Here is a 17,770-nt window from a genome sequence, read left to right as displayed (position 1 = left end):
AGGCGGGTGAGTCGCGCGCGTGAAGAACTGGACCGTCTGCTCGTGAGCGTCCCGGATTTCCCGGAGCCCGGCATCCTCTTCCGCGACCTCGCACCGGTCTTCGCGGACGGGGCGGCCTTCCGAGCGCTTGTGGACGACCTCGCCGCTCGCTTCGAGGGTGGCTTCGACGCCGTCGCGGGAGTCGAGGCACGAGGATTCGTGCTGGCGGCAGCTGTCGCGTACGCGGCCGGTGTCGGTGTGCTGGTCGTGCGCAAGGCGGGCAAACTCCCTGGCGTGGTCCTCACTGAGACGTACGACCTGGAGTACGGCACTGCGAGCCTCGAGCTGGAGCCCGACAGGCTTCCGCGCGGCTCTCGTGTGCTGGTGCTCGACGACGTGCTTGCCACCGGCGGAACGCTGGCGGCTTCGGCCCGCCTCATCGCAGGTGCCGGCTACTCCGTCGCGGGCTTCGGCGTCGTCCTCGAACTCGCGGATCTGGGGGGTCGCGAGCGCCTGGGCGACAGCCCGGTGTACAGCATCGCCTCCCTCTGAGGGCGCGCCGCCGGCTTCGCCACGCTCGGTGGCCGCAACACGGCCTAGCCTGAGACGGTGAGCGGGAGGCATACGACGGTCGTCGGAGTCGACGAGAAGACCAATCCGGTCGTCGCCACGGTGCACGGCGACGTGCGAGGTGTGCACGGCGGAGAGCTGTACACCTTCAAGGGGATCCCCTACGCGGCACCGCCCGTCGGAGAGTTGCGGTTCCGCTCCCCGCGACCGCCCGATCCGTGGGAAGGCGTGCGCGACGCGACGATGTTCAGCCGCATCGCCCCGCAGCCGATCCAGGGCGGTCCGGGCGGCCAGCGGCGGGAGATGAGCGAGGACTGCCTCACCGTCAACGTGTACACGCCTGAGCTCGGTGATGCCGGGTTGCCCGTCATGGTGTGGATCCACGGCGGCGCATACTACGTGGGATCCTCCGCGGATCCGCTCTACGACGGCACGCGACTGGCAGGGCTCGGAGCGGTCGTCGTCACCTTCAACTACCGGATCGGACCGCTCGGCTACCTCGACCTGTCGTCGTTCTCGACGGCGGACGACGTGTTCGAGAGCAACCTCGGGCAGCGCGACCAGCTGGCGGCGCTCGCCTGGGTGAGGGACAACATCCGCGCGTTCGGTGGATCGCCGGACCGCGTCACCCTCTTCGGCGAGTCCTCCGGAGCAGGAGCCGTCACGACCATGATGGCGACGCCGAGCGCCGAGGGGCTCGTGCACAAGGCGATCGCGCAGAGCTCGCCCGTCGGCACCGTCTACACGCGGGAAACCGCGCGCGTCGCCGCCGAGCGCTTTCTGCGCAGGCTGGATGTCACGGCCGACCAGGTGCATCGGCTGCGGCGCATCCCGGCGGGAGCGCTCATCGAGGCCGGCGCAAGGCTCATCGTCGACACGAGCACCACGGAGCCGGGGACCATTCCCGTCGCGCCGGTCGTGGACGGCGAACTGGTGCCGGAATATCCGCTCACCGCGATGGCAAGGGGAGACGCGTTGCGCATCCCGCTCATGATCGGTTCGAATCGCGACGAGGCGATGCTGTTCCGCCTGCTGCGCTCGCCGATCGTGCCGAACACGTCGAAGGCGGTGCAGCTCATGGTGGAGCGTCTCGGCACGCCGGAGGCGCTGGCCGTGCCGTCCGGCTATCGGGGATACCCGCGCCTACGGCCGGCACTCCAGCTGTCGACGGATGCCGCCTTCCGCATGCCGACGGTCTGGGCCGCCTCGGCGCAGAGCCGGTTCGCCCCGACCTGGGCGTACGAGTTCGACTTCGCTCCTCCGCTGCTGCGCGTCACCGGCCTCGGCGCCATGCACGGCGCAGAGCTGCCGCACGTCTTCGGCACGCCCGTGCCGCGTTGGCTCGCGGCGGGTGCCGTCTCCTCGGGACGGAAGCTCACCGAGCGGATGCAGCGCCGCTGGGTCTCGTTCGCAACGGACGGTGATCCGAATCCGGTCGGCATGGAGCCGTTCTGGCCGCGCTACGACACGGATTCGCGTTATACGTACGTCTTCGCGGCACGCGATCGCATCGTCTCGGATCCGCACGGACGCCTTCGTCAGGCGTGGGGCGACGGGATCATCGCCTTCCGCTGAGACGGATCATCGCGTTCGCTGCGGTGCTATCGCTTCCCGGCCGCCGAGTCGTGCGCAGCACTCGCCGCAGCAACGCCCACAGTTCCGGTTCAGCCAGCACCCGGAAGTGGCCGGCGGTGGGGAGACGCACGTTGGCCAGCGCATCCGGAAGCCTGCTTCCACCGGGAATCTGCGGATCGAAGTCGGGGAACGTCGAGACGATCGCACGATTCGCCGTGCGATTCGCGGCGAGCTCGAGCAGCGTCTCGTCGGCGGGGGAGAAGTCGCGCAGCGACCGCAGCGGCGCCCGTGTGGCGAACACGGATCCCGAGAACGGCGTCGCGACGGCGACCATCCCGCGAATGCGTCCGCTCGTGCGCTCCCATGTCATCACCTGCTTGCCGACGAGACCGCCCTTGCTGTGCGCGATGATCAGCACGTCGTTGAGATCGTGGCGTTCCAGGTAGTCGGCCGTCTCCAGCGCCGTCCTGGTGATCGGACGCACGTTTCGGTGCAGTGCGATGATCACGTGCGGCGGCCGCCTGTTCGCCAGCGCGAGCGCGGCGAACGGATCGAGGAAGCGCGGAGACTCGTGCACTCCAGGCAGCAGGAGCACGGGCGATCCGTCGAGCGGATGACGCGCCTGACGCTGCATCCACCTCCTGGCGCGCACACCCAGGAGGTGCCATGCCGGAAGGAACGCGGCGTCGGCGACGCCGACGGCGGCAGCGGTCAGAATGCCCATCGGCGTGAGCTCGGAACCGCTCACCTCGCTCGCCGTGCGAGACCCGTCGTCCGCCATGTGATCACGGTAACGTTCCGCGGCTCGCGCGCACCTGACAGGTCGTCCCCCGAACAGGGCCGGTAGTCTCGTTCGGGTAGTTCGAGAACCGGCCCACGGCATCCGTGCGGCCCGAGAGGAGGCCACCTGTGACCCCGACGAGGAAGACCAGCCCGAGCACCGAAAGACCGGAGGCCGAGTCCGAGTACACCGTCGAGGACATCGCGGCCGAGGCATCGGGCGAGCCCTGGCAGGCGCCGGCTCCGATCGAGGATGCCGAGCCCTCGGCGTCCTCGCCCCTTCCTACGCCCAGTCCGTCACCGGCACCCGAGCCCGCACCGCTCACGGCGACGCAGCTGGCGAACGATCCTCTCCTCGGGACCCACGACGAGATCATCGTCGACCTAGGGCTCAAGCTGCGCTGGGCCGCCGTCGGATACGCGCTGCTCGGTGTCGTCGCATCCTGGCTCATCGCCGCCGAGGTGTCGGTCGCCACGAAGAGCGCAGCCTCGTTCGGCTGGGCACTCGCCGCGACCATCCTCACCTTCGCTGCCGCCGTCTGGTACTTCGCGGATGTCTCCAGCCGCTTCGCCTCCGTCGCCGCCTATCGCAAGGCGAAGACGCCACAGGCCGTCGCGCGCCTCAATCGCGGCGCCGTGGTCGGCCTCTACAGCGTCGTCGGCGCCTGGATCGGTGTCGGCCTCGGCGTGCTCGTCGTCATCAGCGGGGCCGTGACGGCCGTGCTCACACTCGCCGTCGGCGCCGCGGGATGGACCTGGTTCTTCGGCGCCGTCCCGGCAGTTCTCCTCTATGTGTACTGCTTCGGTCTGCTCCACTACCGGGTGCTGGAGAAGGCGCGCGACGCTGTCGCGTGACGCTTTTGTGCAGGCGTGGAGTACCGCGCGCCCACGCGGAGTGCAGCAGCTCATAACCGCGACGGCATAGCCATCGCGGCGCCGCGTGCGTGACGGCGCACTGCGCCGTCACTTCATGCAGCGCGGCGCTGGTAGACTCTTCGGGTTGCCGTCATGACGGCCGCGGAAAAAGAGCGCCCAGGCATTCGGCCTGCGGCACCGCGCAACGAGAGGAAGGGGATCGAATTTATGGCACTCGATGCAGATGTCAAGAAGGCGATCATCGAAGAGTACGCAACCCACCCCGGTGACACCGGATCCCCGGAGGTTCAGGTCGCGATCCTGACCAAGCGGATCAAGGACCTCACCGAGCACCTCAAGGAGCACAAGCACGACCACCACTCACGTCGTGGCCTGCTGTTGCTCGTTGGGCAGCGTCGCCGCCTGCTGGGTTACCTGCAGGAGATCGACATCAACCGTTACCGCTCGCTCATCGAGCGTCTCGGCCTGCGCCGATAAGGAGCAGTCGAGAACGGTTGCCGATACGGCAGCTCTTCGCACGACAACGCGAACTCTTGGGGAACGGCCCGTCACTTCGGTGGCGGGCCGTTCTCGTGTCTCCGGCGCGCGAGATCCCGTTTCGATGACAGGAACCGCGGACTACCGCGGTCGCGACGCGCAGCCTCTGTCATCGAAACGAGATCTCGCTGCCGTTCCGCGCCCGCAGCGATGTCCGCGGACTCAGTCGCGGAATGCCTCGATCGAGGCGCCGAGCGAGACGAGCCGCTCCTGCAGGCTCTCGTAGCCGCGGGCGATGATGTCCACGTTGCGCAGAACGCTCTCGCCCTTCGCCGCGAGCATCGCGATGAGGATCACGACCGCCGGACGCAGCGCCGGTGGGCAGCTCACCTCGGCACCTGACAGGTGGGCCGGGCCCGTCACATCGAGGCGGTGCGGATCGCGCAGGGTCACGCTCGCACCGAGCCTGGTCAGGTCGAGCAGATGGATCGCCCGCCCTTCGTACACCCAGTCGTGGATGAGCGTGGTGCCCTGTGCCATAGCCGCGATGATGACGAAGAACGGCAGATTGTCGATGTTGAGTCCCGGGAACGGCATGGCGTGGATCTTGTCGATCGGCGCGTGCAGACGGGACGGATGCACGGTGATGTCCACCAGTCGCGTGCGGCCGTTCGCCGCCGGATACTCCTCGCTGACCTCGAACTTCAGCCCCATCTCTGCGAGTGTGGCAAGTTCGATCTCCAGGAACTCGATGGGCGCCCGCGTCACCGACAGCGTCGACTCCGTGACGATGCCGGCCGTGAGCAGGCTCATCGCCTCCACGGGATCCTCGCTCGGCCAGTAGTCGACCTCCGCGTCGATCTCGGGCTTGCCGACGATGCGCAGGGTTGTCGTGCCGATGCCGTCGATGCGTACGCCGAGGAGCTCCAGGAAAAAGCACAGGTCCTGAACCATGTAGTTGGGGCTCGCATTGCGGATGACGGTTTCGCCGTCGTGAGCAGCGGCAGCGAGGATGGCGTTCTCGGTCACGGTGTCGCCGCGCTCGGTGAGCACGATCCGCCGTGGCCCGGTCTTGTCGCGATCGACGGATGCCTGGTACCAACCTCCCGTGGCGTTCACACTCAGGCCGAACGGACGCAACGCGATGAGGTGCGGCTCAACCGTGCGGGTGCCGAGGTCGCATCCGCCCGCGTAGGGCAGACGGAAGGAATCGAATCGTCCGCTGAGCGGGCCGAGGAACATCAGGACGCTCCGGGTGCGACGCGCGGCTGCCGCGTCGATCGCATCGAGGCGCAATTCCTCGGGCGCGATGATCTCGAGTGTCTCGCCGTCCTCCGACCACGTCACGCTCGCGCCGAGGCTGCGCAGCACGTCGATGATCCTGTCGACCTCGACGATGCGAGCCATGCGATGCAGGCGGGTCACGCCGCGGTTCAGCAGCGAGGCGCACAGGAGTGCGACGGCGCCGTTCTTGCTCGAGTTGACCGCGATCGATCCGCTCAGCTTGTGACCGCCCTGAACCCGAAGGTGCAGATGCTGGGGCGCGTTGCCGATCGAGACGATCTGCTGGTCCAACGCCGCGCTGATGCGGGCGATCATCTCAAGACTGAGGTTCTGGCCGCCCTGCTCCATGCGGTTGACAGCGCTCTGGCTGGTGCCGATCCGTTCTCCGAGCTGGGCTTGGGTCAGGCCGCGGCCCTTGCGCGCGCTGCGGATGAGTGCGCCGACTTCGCGCGAGGGGCTCGTCGGAGCGGAGTCCACGCGTTCGGTCGGGACTGCCGCATCCGGCACTCGAGTCGACACATCCTGGACAAGAGCCTGTACATCGGTCATGACGCCACCGTAACATCATGGATGAGATATTTGGTCTCAGGTTCGGGGTGCGCCGCACTCGCGACTCAGGCAGCGGTATCCGCTCGAGCGAGTTCCGAAGCGAGCTGACGCGTTCCCTTGTTCCATGGGGTCCCGTGGCCGGGCAGCACCCAGGTGGCGTCGATCGAGGCGAGCTTCGCGTGCGACCGGGCTGCGGCATCCTCGTCGTCGGTGAAGGGTGCGGGCTGGGGCCCCTTGGCGCCGGTCAGCACATGCCGGGTCGTGAACGCGTCACCGACGAACACCGCGTCGACCGAGGGTGCGACGACCGCGATGCTCCCGGCGGAGTGGCCAGGCAGCGACACGATCTGCGGGCTGCCCGGCAGGTCGAGGACGTCGCCATCGCTGACTGTCACGACCTTGGTGAGGAACTTCGTGCGCAGCCCGCCCTTGCGCAGCGTGTACCAGAGGAACTGGGTCGTCGCCCCGAGGTGCATGTCGCCCCACGCCGGGTGCGTCGATTCCTCGCCGCGAGCGCGGGCGGCATCCGCCTCGTGCACGTAGACCGGGATGCCATGCTCCGAGCGCAGTTTCTCCGCGTAGCCGATGTGGTCGGTGTCGCCGTGCGTGAGGATGACGCCGCGGATATCGGAGACGGTGCGACCCATGGCCTTCAGTTCGCGCTGCAGATCGGCGAACTGGCCGGCGATTCCGGCGTCGACGAGGGTGAGGCCGCCGTCGCCCTCGATGAGATAGGCGGCGACGAGATCGTTTCCGACTCGGTGGAGACCGGGGGCGAGTTCCATTGTCGATTCCTTTCGGGAGTGGTCACGGCCGGGAAGCCGCGCGTCGATGAAGGCTACGATAGTTAGCCATGTAGGCTAATGTCAATAGCCAACGTCGAAGGCGTCGTGTTCATTCCGGTACGACGTCGCCGTAATCCGTAGTCCGACGAGGAGCGTGAGATGCCAGCACCGACGCGAACCAGCACCGACGAGATCATCGCGGCTGCGCTCGACCTCGTGGACTCGGGTGGGCAGGAGGCGCTGACGATGCAGGCCGTGGCCGACCGGGTGGGTGTGCGGGCGCCTTCCCTCTACAAACGCGTGCAGAGTCGCGACCACCTGCTCGGACTCGCGGTTGAGCGTGTCATCGCCGAGCTCGCGAGCGTGCTCGACGACGCATCGGCCTCCTCGACCGACGACCCGTTCGACGGCGTGGTGGCCATGGCACACGCACTGCGCGGATTCGCGCATGACCATCCGCACTTCTTCGGCCTCGTGTTCGGAGTGCTGCCGGATGCCGCCAAACCGCCCCGCGAGGCCCTCGCGCGTTCGGCCACCGCGGTCCTCGCCGCCTCTCAACGTCTCGCGGGGCCCGATGCAGCACTGGATGCGGCCAGGACCATCACCGCCTGGGCCTACGGATTCCTCACGATGGAGCTCGCCGGGGCGTTCCAGTTGGGCGGGGACCCCGAAGCCGCCTTCGACTACGGCGCGGAGGCGATCGCACGCTCGATCGACGCGCGGAAAGCGGCGTCCGCGCACGAGTGATGCGCACCGCCCGCACGCTCGTGCGAGTTTCGCAGCGCGCCCTGGCCTCGCGCGGGGCCGTCGTCGTACTCTGAAAAGGACGCTCGGCAACGGTGCCGCGCGGGCCGGCTCGCCACAAGCATCCGCCGGTCACGATCGATGAAGGCTGCGTACAACGATGCTCACCATCCGACCTGGTACAGACACGTCCACACGGCAGGGCTCTCTCGCCCGGCTGATCGCCCCTGACGGACAACGGCTGAACGACCCCGACCTCGACCCATGGGTCGCCGACGTGTTCGAGGAGCAACTCCTCGGGCTGTATCAGGACATGGTGGTCGCGCGTCGTATCGACACCGAGGCGACGGCGCTGCAGCGTCAGGGTCAGTTGCTCCTCTGGGCACCGCTCACCGGCCAGGAGGCTGCGCAGATCGGATCCGCGCGAGCGCTTCGTTCTGACGACTTCGTGTTCGAGACCTACCGTGAGAACGCCGTCGCGTACGTGCGAGGCGTCTCGATGCCCGACCTGCTGCGCGTCTGGAAGGGCTCGCAGTTCTCCGGGTGGGATCCGTACACGGTGAACATGGCGACTCCGACGGTGATCATCGGCGCCCACACCCTGCACGCCGTCGGCTACGCCATGGGCATCACGCGCGACGGCTCCGACGCCGTCGCGATCGCCTACTTCGGCGAGGGTGCAACGAGCGAGGGCGACACGAACGAGGCGATGATCTTCGCCGCCGCGTACAACTCACCCGTCGTCTTCTTCTGCCAGAACAACCAGTACGCCATCTCGGAGCCCGTCGGACTGCAGGCGCAGAAACCCATCGCGGACAGGGCGCCCGGCTTCGGCATCCCGAGCATCCGCGTGGACGGCAACGACGTGCTCGCCGTGCTGGCGGCGACTCGGATGGCGCTCGACCACGCGCGCACCGGCGAGGGCCCGATGTTCATCGAGGCCGTCACGTATCGCATGGGGCCGCACACCACCTCGGACGATCCGACCAGGTATCGGGACAAGGACGAGCTCGAGTCGTGGAAGGAACGCGATCCGATCGAGCGGATGCGCCTGTTGCTGACCGACTCCGGCATGCTGAACGAAGAGCGTGCGGCCGCCGTCAAGGCGAGGTCGGACGAGGTGGCGGCATCCCTCCGTGAGGCGTGCCTCGCGTTGCGGCCCAGGGATCCGCTCGCCATCTTCGACGACGTCTACGCACAGACGCCGCCATCGCTCGCGCGCGAGCGTGACGCCTACGCGGCCTATCTCGCATCGTTCGAGAACGTCGACGAGGCAGACGGCGAGGGGGTGTCACGATGACGGAGCTCACGCTCGCGAAGTCCATCACGACAGGACTCGCGGATGCCATGGAGGCAGACGACCGCGTGCTGCTGCTCGGCGAGGACATCGGCAAGCTCGGTGGCGTGTTCCGTGTCACCGACGGCCTGCAGGCCCGCTTCGGCGTCGACCGCGTGATCGACACGCCGCTGGCGGAGGCAGGCATCATCGGCACGGCGATCGGCCTCGCGTACCGCGGATTCCGCCCGGTCTGCGAACTCCAGTTCGACGGATTCGTGTTCCCCGGCTTCGACCAGATCGTGGCACAGGTGGCGAAGATGCGGTATCGCACGCTCGGCGCCGTGAGCATGCCGATCACCATCCGGGTACCGTTCGGCGGCGGGATCGGATCCGTCGAGCATCACTCCGAGTCGCCTGAGGCGTACTTCGCCCACACGCCCGGCCTGCGCGTCGTGGCGTGCTCGAATCCGCAGGACGCGTACACGATGATCCGTCAGGCGATCGAGTGCGACGACCCGGTGGTGTTCTTCGAGCCGAAGCGACGCTACTGGGCGAAGGGCGACGTGTTGCCCGATGCCGCCGACGCGCCGTCGCTCGACCGGGCTCGCGTCGTCGTCGCCGGATCCGACGTGACGCTCGTGACCTACGGTCCGCTGGTGCAGACCGCGAAGGATGCGGCTGTCGCGGCGGAGGACGACGGCGTGTCCATCGAGGTGATCGACCTCAGGTCGCTTTCGCCGCTGGACGAGGACGCGATAACGGCATCCGTCGCCAAGACCGGACGCCTCGTGATCGCACACGAGGCGCAGCGGTTCGGCGGCCTCGGAGCGGAGATCGCCGCCATGGTCACCGAACGTTGCTTCGACAGACTCGTGGCTCCGCCGTTGCGGGTCACCGGGCACAACATCCCGTATCCGCCGTCGGAGCTGGAGGACCACTACGTTCCGGATCTCGACCGCATACTCGATGCGGTCGACCGCGTGATGGGGGTGAGGGTGTGAGCGTCAAGGAGTTCGCGCTGCCCGATCTGGGCGAGGGGCTGACCGAGTCCGAGGTGGTCGCCTGGCGTGTCTCGGTCGGTGACACGGTGGAGTTGAACCAGATCATCGCCGAGGTCGAGACCGCGAAGGCGCTCGTCGAGGTGCCGTCGCCGTTCGCCGGCGTCGTGCGCGCGCTGCATGCCGAGCCGGGGGAGACGCTCGAGGTCGGTGCGCCGCTGATGACATTCGACATCGATGACGGAAGCGGTCCGGCGCCCGAGGGTGTCGCCGGAGACGACGCGGATGCCGTGGCATCGGCATCCGAGGATGCGCGCGTCGCCGAGCCGGTCGGCGCCACCGCCGGTACCGCTGCCGGAGCATCGGGCGCACGCTCTGGGCGACCGGTCGTCGGTCACGAGGGCGGACGCCCCAGGGTCGAGGCGACGAACGGATCAGCATCCTCGGGAGCTCCTGCCGACCGTGCGGCCGGCGATGACGAGGAGCGCCACGCCGTGCTCGTCGGGCGCGGGCCCAAGGCGCAGTCGTCCAAACGGCCGCAGCGGCGTTCCCGGTCAGGACGGCTGGCCGAGCCCTTCGTGTGGGAGCGTCCGGCCGCGCTCGGCATGGGAGGCGGCGGGACACCATCCGTGAGTTCGGATGTCGCACCCGGCCGCACCGTCGAGAAAGTGGACGAGCCGGGCACGTCCCACACCGGAACGGCGCCGGACGCCGATCGCACGTCAACACCCGGTGAGGTCCGCACGCCCGCGACCGGCGTGCGACGGCGCACGGCGGAGGCCATGGTGCGCAGTGCCGCCGTGCCGCAGGTGACGGAATTCCTGACGGTCGACGTGACCAGGGGCATCCGCCTCCTCGACCGGCTGGCCGACACCGCAGAGTTCCGCGGACGCCGCATCACGGTGCTGACGCTGGCTGCGAAGGCACTCTGCCTGGCACTGGAGTCGACGCCGGAGGCCAACACGCGCTGGGACGAGACGACCGGCGAGATCGTCACGCCGCCGACGGTCAACTTGGGGATCGCGGTGGCGATGCAGCGCGGACTCGTCGTGCCGAACATCCGTGACGCGGCAAGCATGCGGATGCCCGACCTCGCCGACGCGCTCGTCGCGCTCGTCGACCGCGCGCGGTCCGGCAAGTCGACGCCGTCCGAGTTCTCCGGCGGTACCATCACGATCACGAACGTCGGCGTCTTCGGCGTGGATGCCGGCACGCCGCTGCTGAATCCCGGCGAGACGGCGATCCTCGGGCTCGGTGCCGTCGCGCGGCGTCCCTGGGAGCACAAGGGCAAGGTGCGCCTGCGGCAGGTCATGACCCTGAGCCTCACCTTCGACCACCGGGTGATCGACGGCGAGCAGGGATCGCGGCTCTTGCGCGATGTGGCGCGCATCCTGTCGGATCCGGCCGCGGCGCTCGCCATGGCCTGAAAGCCAGGGCATGGCTCGGCTGCGCAGTGAGCGCACGCCGGGCCACCTGAACCCCGGCGGTCATCTCCCTGAGCGGGTGGAGCACGTCGAGGCGCACAACTCATCAGGAGCTGCGCCCGCCCAGGGCGACCCGCCGGTCCGGTCGGTGGGACGTCGGCATGCCGCCGACGCCAGGTCGGCGCCGCACAGGCCGGAATGCACACGGTTCGCCGTGCGGAGATCACGATTTCCGCACGGCGAATCGTCGAATCGCCAGAGGCGTCCAGCGCCTCCAGCGCGAGGAGGGGTCGGCAGCGGCGATGCGTCAGCCGCGACCGAGCGGGTTGCGACGCCTTGTCAGTGCCGACCGGGCACAGGTGGCAGGAGGCACGCGAGCGCCATCTCGCGCAGCAGCGCGCCGACGACGGCCAGCGGCGGTCTGCTCGCGGTGTGAGCACGGCTGGAATGCGGCGTCGAGTTGATCAGCCCGAACACGGCGAGTGCTCGCACGCGCAGCGCGCGGCGGTCCTCGTCCGAGCGGAGCTCCTGCAGCACGTCGACCCAGAGCTCGACGTAGGTGCGCTGCAGCGTGCGCACCCTGGCGGCATCCGTTGCGGAGAGACTGTCGAGGTCGCGGTCCTGCGCCCGGATGACATCGGGCTGGGAGAGTGCGAACTCGACGTGGAAGGCGATGAGGGCTTCGAGCGCGTCCCGTGCTGACGCGGCATCCGCGATGCACGCACGACCGCCGGACAGCAGTCCCTCGCTGACGTCGATGAGGAGCGCGGCGAGCACGGCCTGCTTGCCGCTGAAGTGCTTGTACACGGCAGGTCCGCTGACTCCGACGGCAGATCCGAGATCCTCGATGGAGACACCGGCGAACCCGCGCTCGGCGAACAGCGCAGCCGCGGCGGCCAGAAGCGCCTCGCGGCGATCCGCCTTGGCGCGGCTGCGCGCTGTCGCTCCCTGCGGTGCGGCCGGCCCAGAGCCAGGTGTCGAAAGCACGTCGCGGAGGACTGGCCGTTTCGCCCCGCTGTTCGCCCGGCTGTCCGTCTCGCCCGTCACCCCTTCACCCTAGACACTTCGGTTAATGGTCGCTAACCTTATTTCGGTTAGACATTCTTAACCGAATCGTGCACCAGGCTCGGATCGCGTCTCGGATCCGGTGCCGTCACGCGCGACGTATCACCCACGAGCACAGCGACCTGCGGCGGATCCCGGGGTCGAGAACAGCGGCGACGGAGCCGACCCTCCGGCGCCGCGACGAGGGCGGGGAGGCGGCACCATGTCGATGACAGCCGTGCAGACCGACGACAGACCGCCGGCATCCGCCAGCACTCAACGGGCGCTCGTCGCAGAGCTGCAGGAGCGTCTCGCCCGAGCCGCGCACGGTGGAAGCGACGCCGCGCGCCAGCGCCACACGTCGCGCGGCAAGCTGCTGCCGCGGGACCGCGTCGACCGGCTGCTGGATCCGGGCAGTCCCTTCCTCGAGGTCGCGCCTCTTGCGGCGTATGGAATGTACGACGACGAGTGCCCGGCGGCGGGCGTCATCGCCGGCATCGGGCTCGTCTGCGGCAGGCACGTGATGGTCGTCTGCAACGACGCAACGGTCAAGGGCGGCACGTACTTCCCGATGACGGTCAAGAAGCATCTCCGAGCCCAGGAGATCGCGCTCGAGAACCGCCTGCCGTGCATCTACCTCGTCGATTCCGGCGGTGCCTATCTGCCGATGCAGGACGAGGTCTTCCCCGACCGCGACCACTTCGGACGCATCTTCTTCAACCAGGCGCGCATGTCGGCCGCAGGCATCCCGCAGATAGCCGCCGTGCTCGGCTCCTGCACAGCAGGTGGTGCCTACGTGCCGGCGATGAGCGACGAGAACGTCATCGTGCGCGGGCAGGGCACGATCTTCCTCGGCGGCCCGCCGCTGGTGAAGGCGGCGATCGGCGAGGAGGTGACGGCCGAGGAACTCGGCGGAGGAGACGTGCACTCGCGCGTCTCGGGCGTGACCGATCACCTTGCAGAGGACGACGAGGACGCGCTCCGCATGGTGCGCGAGATCGTCGCCACCCTGCCCCGGCCGCTGGAACCTGCGTGGGAGGTGGTCTCCAGCCGTGCGCCAGCGAAGGATCCGGCATCCGTGCTCGATGTGGTGCCCGTCGATCTGCAGACCTCGTACGACGTGCACGAGGTGATCGAACGGACGGTGGACGCCGAAACGTTCACCGAGTTCAAGCCCGAGTACGGCGCGACACTGGTGACGGGCTTCGCGCGCGTGCACGGGCATCCGGTCGGAATCGTCGCCAACAACGGCGTGCTGTTCAGCGAGTCGGCGCTCAAGGGTGCGCACTTCATCGAGTTGTGCGACGCGCGCGGCATCCCGCTCGTGTTTCTGCAGAACATCTCCGGCTTCATGGTGGGCAAGGATGCCGAAGCCGGCGGCATCGCGAAGCACGGCGCCAAGATGGTCACCGCCGTCTCCACCACCAGGGTGCCGAAGCTCACCGTCGTGATCGGCGGGTCCTTCGGCGCCGGCAACTACTCGATGTGCGGGCGCGCGTACTCCCCGCGTTTTCTCTGGATGTGGCCGGGCGCACGTGTATCCGTCATGGGCGGGCGGCAGGCGGCGTCCGTGCTGTCGACCATCCGGCGCGACGGCATCGAGAATCGCGGCGAGACGTGGAGCAGCGAGGCGGAGGAGGCGTTCGCCGAACCGATCCGCCGTCGCTACGACGAGCAGGGCAGCCCCTATTACTCGACGGCCCGGCTCTGGGACGACGGCGTGATCGATCCCGCAGACACCCGGACCGTGCTCGGCCTCGCCCTCGACGTCGTCTCCCGTTCCCCGCTGCCGCCGGCCGGCGAGCCGCGCTTCGGCCTCTTCCGGATGTGAAGCGATGAGTGAAGCCCTCCCCAACTCTGTGTCGCCGTCCGACACCACGCCTGTCTTCGACACCGTGCTGGTCGCCAACCGTGGGGAGATCGCCTGTCGTGTCATCCGCACCCTGCGGGCCATGGGCATCCGCTCGGTCGCCGTCTACAGCGATGCGGATGCCGGTGCCCGCCACGTGCGCGAAGCCGACGAGGCCGTGCGCATCGGTCCCGCTGACGCCGCACGCAGCTACCTCGACGTCGAGGCCGTGCTCGATGCGGCACGTCGGACAAGCGCACAAGCCATTCATCCGGGATACGGATTCCTCTCCGAGAACCCCGAATTCGCCAGGGCGTGCGCCGAGGCGGGAATCGTCTTCATCGGCCCTTCGGCGTCCGCGATCGAGGCGATGGGCGACAAGGTGCGCGCCAAGCGGCTGGTCGCCGAGCACGGCGTGTCCGTCACCCCCGGCGTGGACGACCGCAGCCTGGATGACGCTGCGCTCGCCGCGGCCGCCGAGCGGCTCGGGCTCCCCGTGCTGGTGAAGCCGTCGGCGGGTGGCGGCGGAATGGGTATGACCGAGGTGCGCGTGGCATCCGAGCTGCCTGCAGCGCTCCGCACCGCCCGACGAGTCGCGCTAGCGGCGTTCGGCGATGACGCGCTCTTCGTCGAACGACTCATCGAGGCGCCACGCCACATCGAGGTGCAGGTGCTCGCGGATGCCCACGGTCACGTCGTGCACCTCGGCGAGCGCGAGTGCTCACTGCAGCGGCGCCACCAGAAGGTGGTCGAGGAGTGCCCGTCGCCGGCGGTGGGTGCGCAGTTGCGCGAGCGGCTCGGATCCGCCGCCTGCGACGTGGCCAGGAGCGTCGGCTACACCGGTGCGGGGACCGTCGAGTTCCTGGTCTCCGCAAGCGACCCTGACACGTTCTACTTCATGGAGATGAACACGCGGCTGCAGGTCGAGCATCCGGTCACCGAGCTCGTCTGCCGCGTCCGCGACTCGCATGGGGAGGATCGGGAGCACCCCATCGACCTCGTCGAACAGCAGGTACGGATCGCCGCGGGGGAGCCGCTCGCGTTCGCGCAGGGCGACGTGAGCCTCGCCGGGCATGCGGTGGAAGTCCGTGTGTACGCGGAGGATCCGGCACGCGGTTTCCTGCCCGCCACGGGCAGAATCCTCGTGCTGCACGAGCCTGAGGGCGACGGCATCCGTGTCGACAGCGCGCTCGTTCCCTGGCTGGCGGTGACCGATGCCTACGATCCGATGCTGGCCAAGGTGATCGCATGGGGGAGCGATCGCGACGAGGCGTTCCGGCGGCTGTCGGCGGCACTCCGCGACACGGCGGTTCTCGGAGTCACCACCAACCTGTCGTTCCTGCTGGACCTCATCGATGACGCCGACGTGCGAGCCGGACGGCTCGACACCGGGCTCATCGCGAGGATGCTCGACGCTGCGCAGCAGCGTGACTCGAGCGCGCCACATGCCGGCATCGCGGGTGGGGCGAACGCTCCGGCCGCCGATGACCTGGGCCGGCGCACCGCGGCCCTCGATGCGCGCGATCGCGACGCTCTGTCGGCCGCCGCATTGCTCCTGCACGACGATGCCTGGAATGCCGGATCGGATGCCCCGTGGTCGCGTCCGACGGGATGGCGCCTCGGCGGCAGGCACCCGGTGCGCTACGACGTCGGGATCGGTGACACGATCGCCGGAATCACCCTGTCCGGCACTCCGGATGCGACGACGGCGACGATCGGGACGAGCGACCCTGCACACGTCCGGATCCTCGCCCGCTCCGAGCACGACCTGCTCGTCGCCCTCGACGACCGGACCCGACGGTTCCGAGTCGCTCGTGACGGCGACACGATGTGGCTGACCTCCGACGGATCCACGTGGGCGTTGCGGATGCTGCCCTCCGTCCGATCCGCAGCAGAACGCGGCACGGCGGCGATCGGGTCCGGTGCCGCGGCCGACTCCCGCGTGCGCGCACCCATGCCGGGCACCGTCGTCGCGGTCGACGTCTCCGACGGGGAGACTGTCGCGGACGGTGCCGGGCTGCTCGTGATCGAGGCCATGAAGATGGAGCACCGGCTGACGGCGCCGCATGCCGGCGTGGTGCATCTCGCCGTTGCCGTCGGCGACCGCGTGACATCCGACCAGGAACTCGCAAGCGTCGAGGCGATCGCCGAGCCAGACGCTTCCCACTCGGGCGACCCCGACTCAAGCGACGCGGGCGGCCGAGCATCCATCTCCGACGCTTCCGCCCACACCCAGGGCGGCACCTTCGCGGCCGATCCGAGCCGCACCATCCTCACGACGGAAGGACCATCATGATCGACACCGCTGCGAAACGGAGCGTCAGCAACCCGGTCGGCGACGACCCGCGCCTCACGCCCGAGCACCTCCAGCTGCGGCACGACGTGCGCGAGTTCGCCGACCACGTCGTGGCGCCGCAGGCGTACCACTACGACACCCAGCGCTCGCTGCCGATGACGATCATCGCTCAGATGGGCCAGCTCGGGCTGTTCGGTCTGCCGTTCCCGAAGGAGTACGGCGGATCCGGCCGCGACTACCTCTCGCTGTGCCTCGCCGTCGAGGAGCTCGCGCGGGTGGACCAGTCCATCGCCGTGACCCTGGAGGCCGGAATCGGACTCGGTGTGATGCCTTTGTTCCGGTACGGCACCCAGGAGCAGAAGGCGCGCTGGATGCCCGACCTGGTCGCCGGGCGCGCGCTCGCCGGGTTCGGCCTCACCGAGGCGGACGCGGGATCGGATGCCGGTGCCACGAAGACGACGGCACGCGAAGACGGCGACGACTGGGTCATCGACGGCACGAAGCAGTTCATCACCAACTCCGGAACTCCGATCACGTCCCTCGTCATCGTCACGGCCGTCACGGGCGAACGCCGCAAAGCCGACGGCACCGTCGCCCCTGAGCTGAGCACGATCATCGTGCCGACCGGCACACCGGGGTTCACCGTGCTGCCCACGTACGACAAGGTCGGCTGGCACACCTCGGACACGCATCCGCTCGTCTTCCGCGGCGTGCGCGTGCCGAAGGAGAACATGCTCGGCGAGCGGGGGCGCGGATACGCGAACTTCCTGAGCACACTCGACGAAGGCCGCGTCGCGTTCGCGGCGCTGTGCACCGGCGCGGCCCAAGGATGCCTTGAGCAGGCCGTCGGCTACGCGAAGTCCCGTGTCGTGTTCGGCCATCCGATCGGGCAGAACCAGCACATCGCCTTCCAGCTCGCCAGGATGCAGGCCCGTGCCCAGACCGCGCGGCTCGCCTATTACGACGCCGCGTTCAAGATGGCCGCGGGCGCACCGTTCAAGACGGAGGCCTCGATCGCCAAGCTGGTCGGGTCCGAGGCCGCGGTGGCGAACGCGCACGACGCGTCCCAGATCATGGGCGGATACGGCTATCTCAACGAGAACGCGGTCGCCCGCCACTACCGCGACTCGAAGATCCTGGAGATCGGCGAGGGGACGAGCGAGGTGCAGCTCATGCTCATCGCCCGTTCGCTCGGATTCGACGAATAGACGGCAACCGCTGGTCGAGCGTGTCGAAACCAGTAACTCAGGAGGGGTTTCGA

The 17,770-nt window shown here is 68.8% G+C and carries 15 protein-coding genes; 11 read left to right on the top strand and 4 right to left on the bottom strand.

All coding sequences use genetic code 11. The annotated features are described in order from the left end of the window. Positions 1-6 precede the first annotated feature (6 nt). Both ACX9R5_RS14565 and ACX9R5_RS14560 read left to right on the top strand, forming a co-directional pair. Positions 7-531 carry an adenine phosphoribosyltransferase gene (locus ACX9R5_RS14565; RefSeq protein WP_459409767.1) on the top strand — a complete coding sequence of 175 codons (525 nt, stop codon included), beginning with the start codon at positions 7-9 and terminating at the stop codon, positions 529-531. 57 nt (positions 532-588) lie between these two features. Next, positions 589-2,124 (top strand): carboxylesterase/lipase family protein, encoded by a 1,536-nt coding sequence (locus tag ACX9R5_RS14560; RefSeq protein ID WP_459409766.1) that lies wholly within the window; start codon positions 589-591, stop codon positions 2,122-2,124. Here the strand turns inward: ACX9R5_RS14560 and ACX9R5_RS14555 are convergent. After that, positions 2,108-2,905, bottom strand: a complete 798-nt coding sequence (locus tag ACX9R5_RS14555; RefSeq protein ID WP_459409765.1) for an esterase/lipase family protein — start codon at positions 2,903-2,905, stop codon at positions 2,108-2,110. The genes ACX9R5_RS14560 and ACX9R5_RS14555 overlap by 17 nt on opposite strands. 128 nt (positions 2,906-3,033) lie before the next feature. Here ACX9R5_RS14555 and ACX9R5_RS14550 point away from each other — a divergent pair, with 128 nt between their 5' ends. Continuing rightward, positions 3,034-3,759 (top strand): hypothetical protein, encoded by a 726-nt coding sequence (locus ACX9R5_RS14550; RefSeq protein WP_459409764.1) that lies wholly within the window; start codon positions 3,034-3,036, stop codon positions 3,757-3,759. A 228-nt stretch (positions 3,760-3,987) separates the two neighbouring features. Beyond that, positions 3,988-4,257, top strand: coding sequence for a 30S ribosomal protein S15 (gene rpsO, locus ACX9R5_RS14545; RefSeq protein ID WP_146317451.1), 270 nt, complete (start codon positions 3,988-3,990; stop codon positions 4,255-4,257). 222 nt (positions 4,258-4,479) lie between these two features. On the opposite strand, the gene ACX9R5_RS14540 is transcribed toward rpsO, so the two are convergent. Both ACX9R5_RS14540 and ACX9R5_RS14535 read right to left on the bottom strand, forming a co-directional pair. Further along, positions 4,480-6,090, bottom strand: coding sequence for a helix-turn-helix domain-containing protein (locus ACX9R5_RS14540; protein ID WP_459409763.1), 1,611 nt, complete (start codon positions 6,088-6,090; stop codon positions 4,480-4,482). Positions 6,091-6,155: 65 nt separating this feature from the next. Then, a complete protein-coding gene (locus ACX9R5_RS14535; RefSeq protein WP_459409762.1) occupies positions 6,156-6,875 on the bottom strand; it encodes an MBL fold metallo-hydrolase in 720 nt (239 codons plus the stop codon). Between the two features lie 159 nt (positions 6,876-7,034). Here ACX9R5_RS14535 and ACX9R5_RS14530 point away from each other — a divergent pair, with 159 nt between their 5' ends. The 4 genes from ACX9R5_RS14530 (at position 7,035) to ACX9R5_RS14515 (ending at position 11,323) form a co-directional block, all read left to right on the top strand. After that, complete coding sequence (locus ACX9R5_RS14530) at positions 7,035-7,622, top strand: TetR/AcrR family transcriptional regulator (protein ID WP_459409761.1); 588 nt, start codon at positions 7,035-7,037, stop codon at positions 7,620-7,622. A 157-nt stretch (positions 7,623-7,779) separates the two neighbouring features. Then, positions 7,780-8,919, top strand: coding sequence for a pyruvate dehydrogenase (acetyl-transferring) E1 component subunit alpha (pdhA, locus tag ACX9R5_RS14525; protein ID WP_459409760.1), 1,140 nt, complete (start codon positions 7,780-7,782; stop codon positions 8,917-8,919). Continuing rightward, positions 8,916-9,899 carry an alpha-ketoacid dehydrogenase subunit beta gene (locus tag ACX9R5_RS14520; RefSeq protein ID WP_459409759.1) on the top strand — a complete coding sequence of 328 codons (984 nt, stop codon included), beginning with the start codon at positions 8,916-8,918 and terminating at the stop codon, positions 9,897-9,899. The genes pdhA and ACX9R5_RS14520 overlap by 4 nt, the downstream gene beginning before the upstream one ends. Then, a complete protein-coding gene (locus tag ACX9R5_RS14515) occupies positions 9,896-11,323 on the top strand; it encodes a dihydrolipoamide acetyltransferase family protein (RefSeq protein WP_459409758.1) in 1,428 nt (475 codons plus the stop codon). The genes ACX9R5_RS14520 and ACX9R5_RS14515 overlap by 4 nt, the downstream gene beginning before the upstream one ends. A gap of 336 nt (positions 11,324-11,659) precedes the next feature. Here the strand turns inward: ACX9R5_RS14515 and ACX9R5_RS14510 are convergent, their stop codons facing one another. Beyond that, the gene (locus ACX9R5_RS14510) at positions 11,660-12,307 is read right to left on the bottom strand and encodes a TetR/AcrR family transcriptional regulator (RefSeq protein WP_459410097.1); all 648 of its coding nucleotides are present in this window, start codon (positions 12,305-12,307) and stop codon (positions 11,660-11,662) included. A gap of 280 nt (positions 12,308-12,587) precedes the next feature. Here ACX9R5_RS14510 and ACX9R5_RS14505 point away from each other — a divergent pair, with 280 nt between their 5' ends. Genes ACX9R5_RS14505 through ACX9R5_RS14495 form a run of 3 tightly spaced genes read left to right on the top strand, consistent with a single transcriptional unit; the run spans position 12,588 to position 17,717 of the window. Beyond that, positions 12,588-14,195, top strand: coding sequence for a carboxyl transferase domain-containing protein (locus ACX9R5_RS14505; protein WP_459409757.1), 1,608 nt, complete (start codon positions 12,588-12,590; stop codon positions 14,193-14,195). A 4-nt stretch (positions 14,196-14,199) separates the two neighbouring features. After that, positions 14,200-16,509, top strand: coding sequence for an acetyl/propionyl/methylcrotonyl-CoA carboxylase subunit alpha (locus ACX9R5_RS14500; protein WP_459409756.1), 2,310 nt, complete (start codon positions 14,200-14,202; stop codon positions 16,507-16,509). Next, positions 16,506-17,717 carry an acyl-CoA dehydrogenase family protein gene (locus tag ACX9R5_RS14495; RefSeq protein WP_459409755.1) on the top strand — a complete coding sequence of 404 codons (1,212 nt, stop codon included), beginning with the start codon at positions 16,506-16,508 and terminating at the stop codon, positions 17,715-17,717. Before ACX9R5_RS14500 ends, ACX9R5_RS14495 begins: the two co-directional genes overlap by 4 nt. The last annotated feature ends 53 nt before the right edge of the window (positions 17,718-17,770 follow it).

The sequence above is a fragment of the Rathayibacter sp. CAU 1779 genome (assembly GCF_054551755.1).
This window is presented reverse-complemented; position numbering and strand designations above follow the sequence as displayed.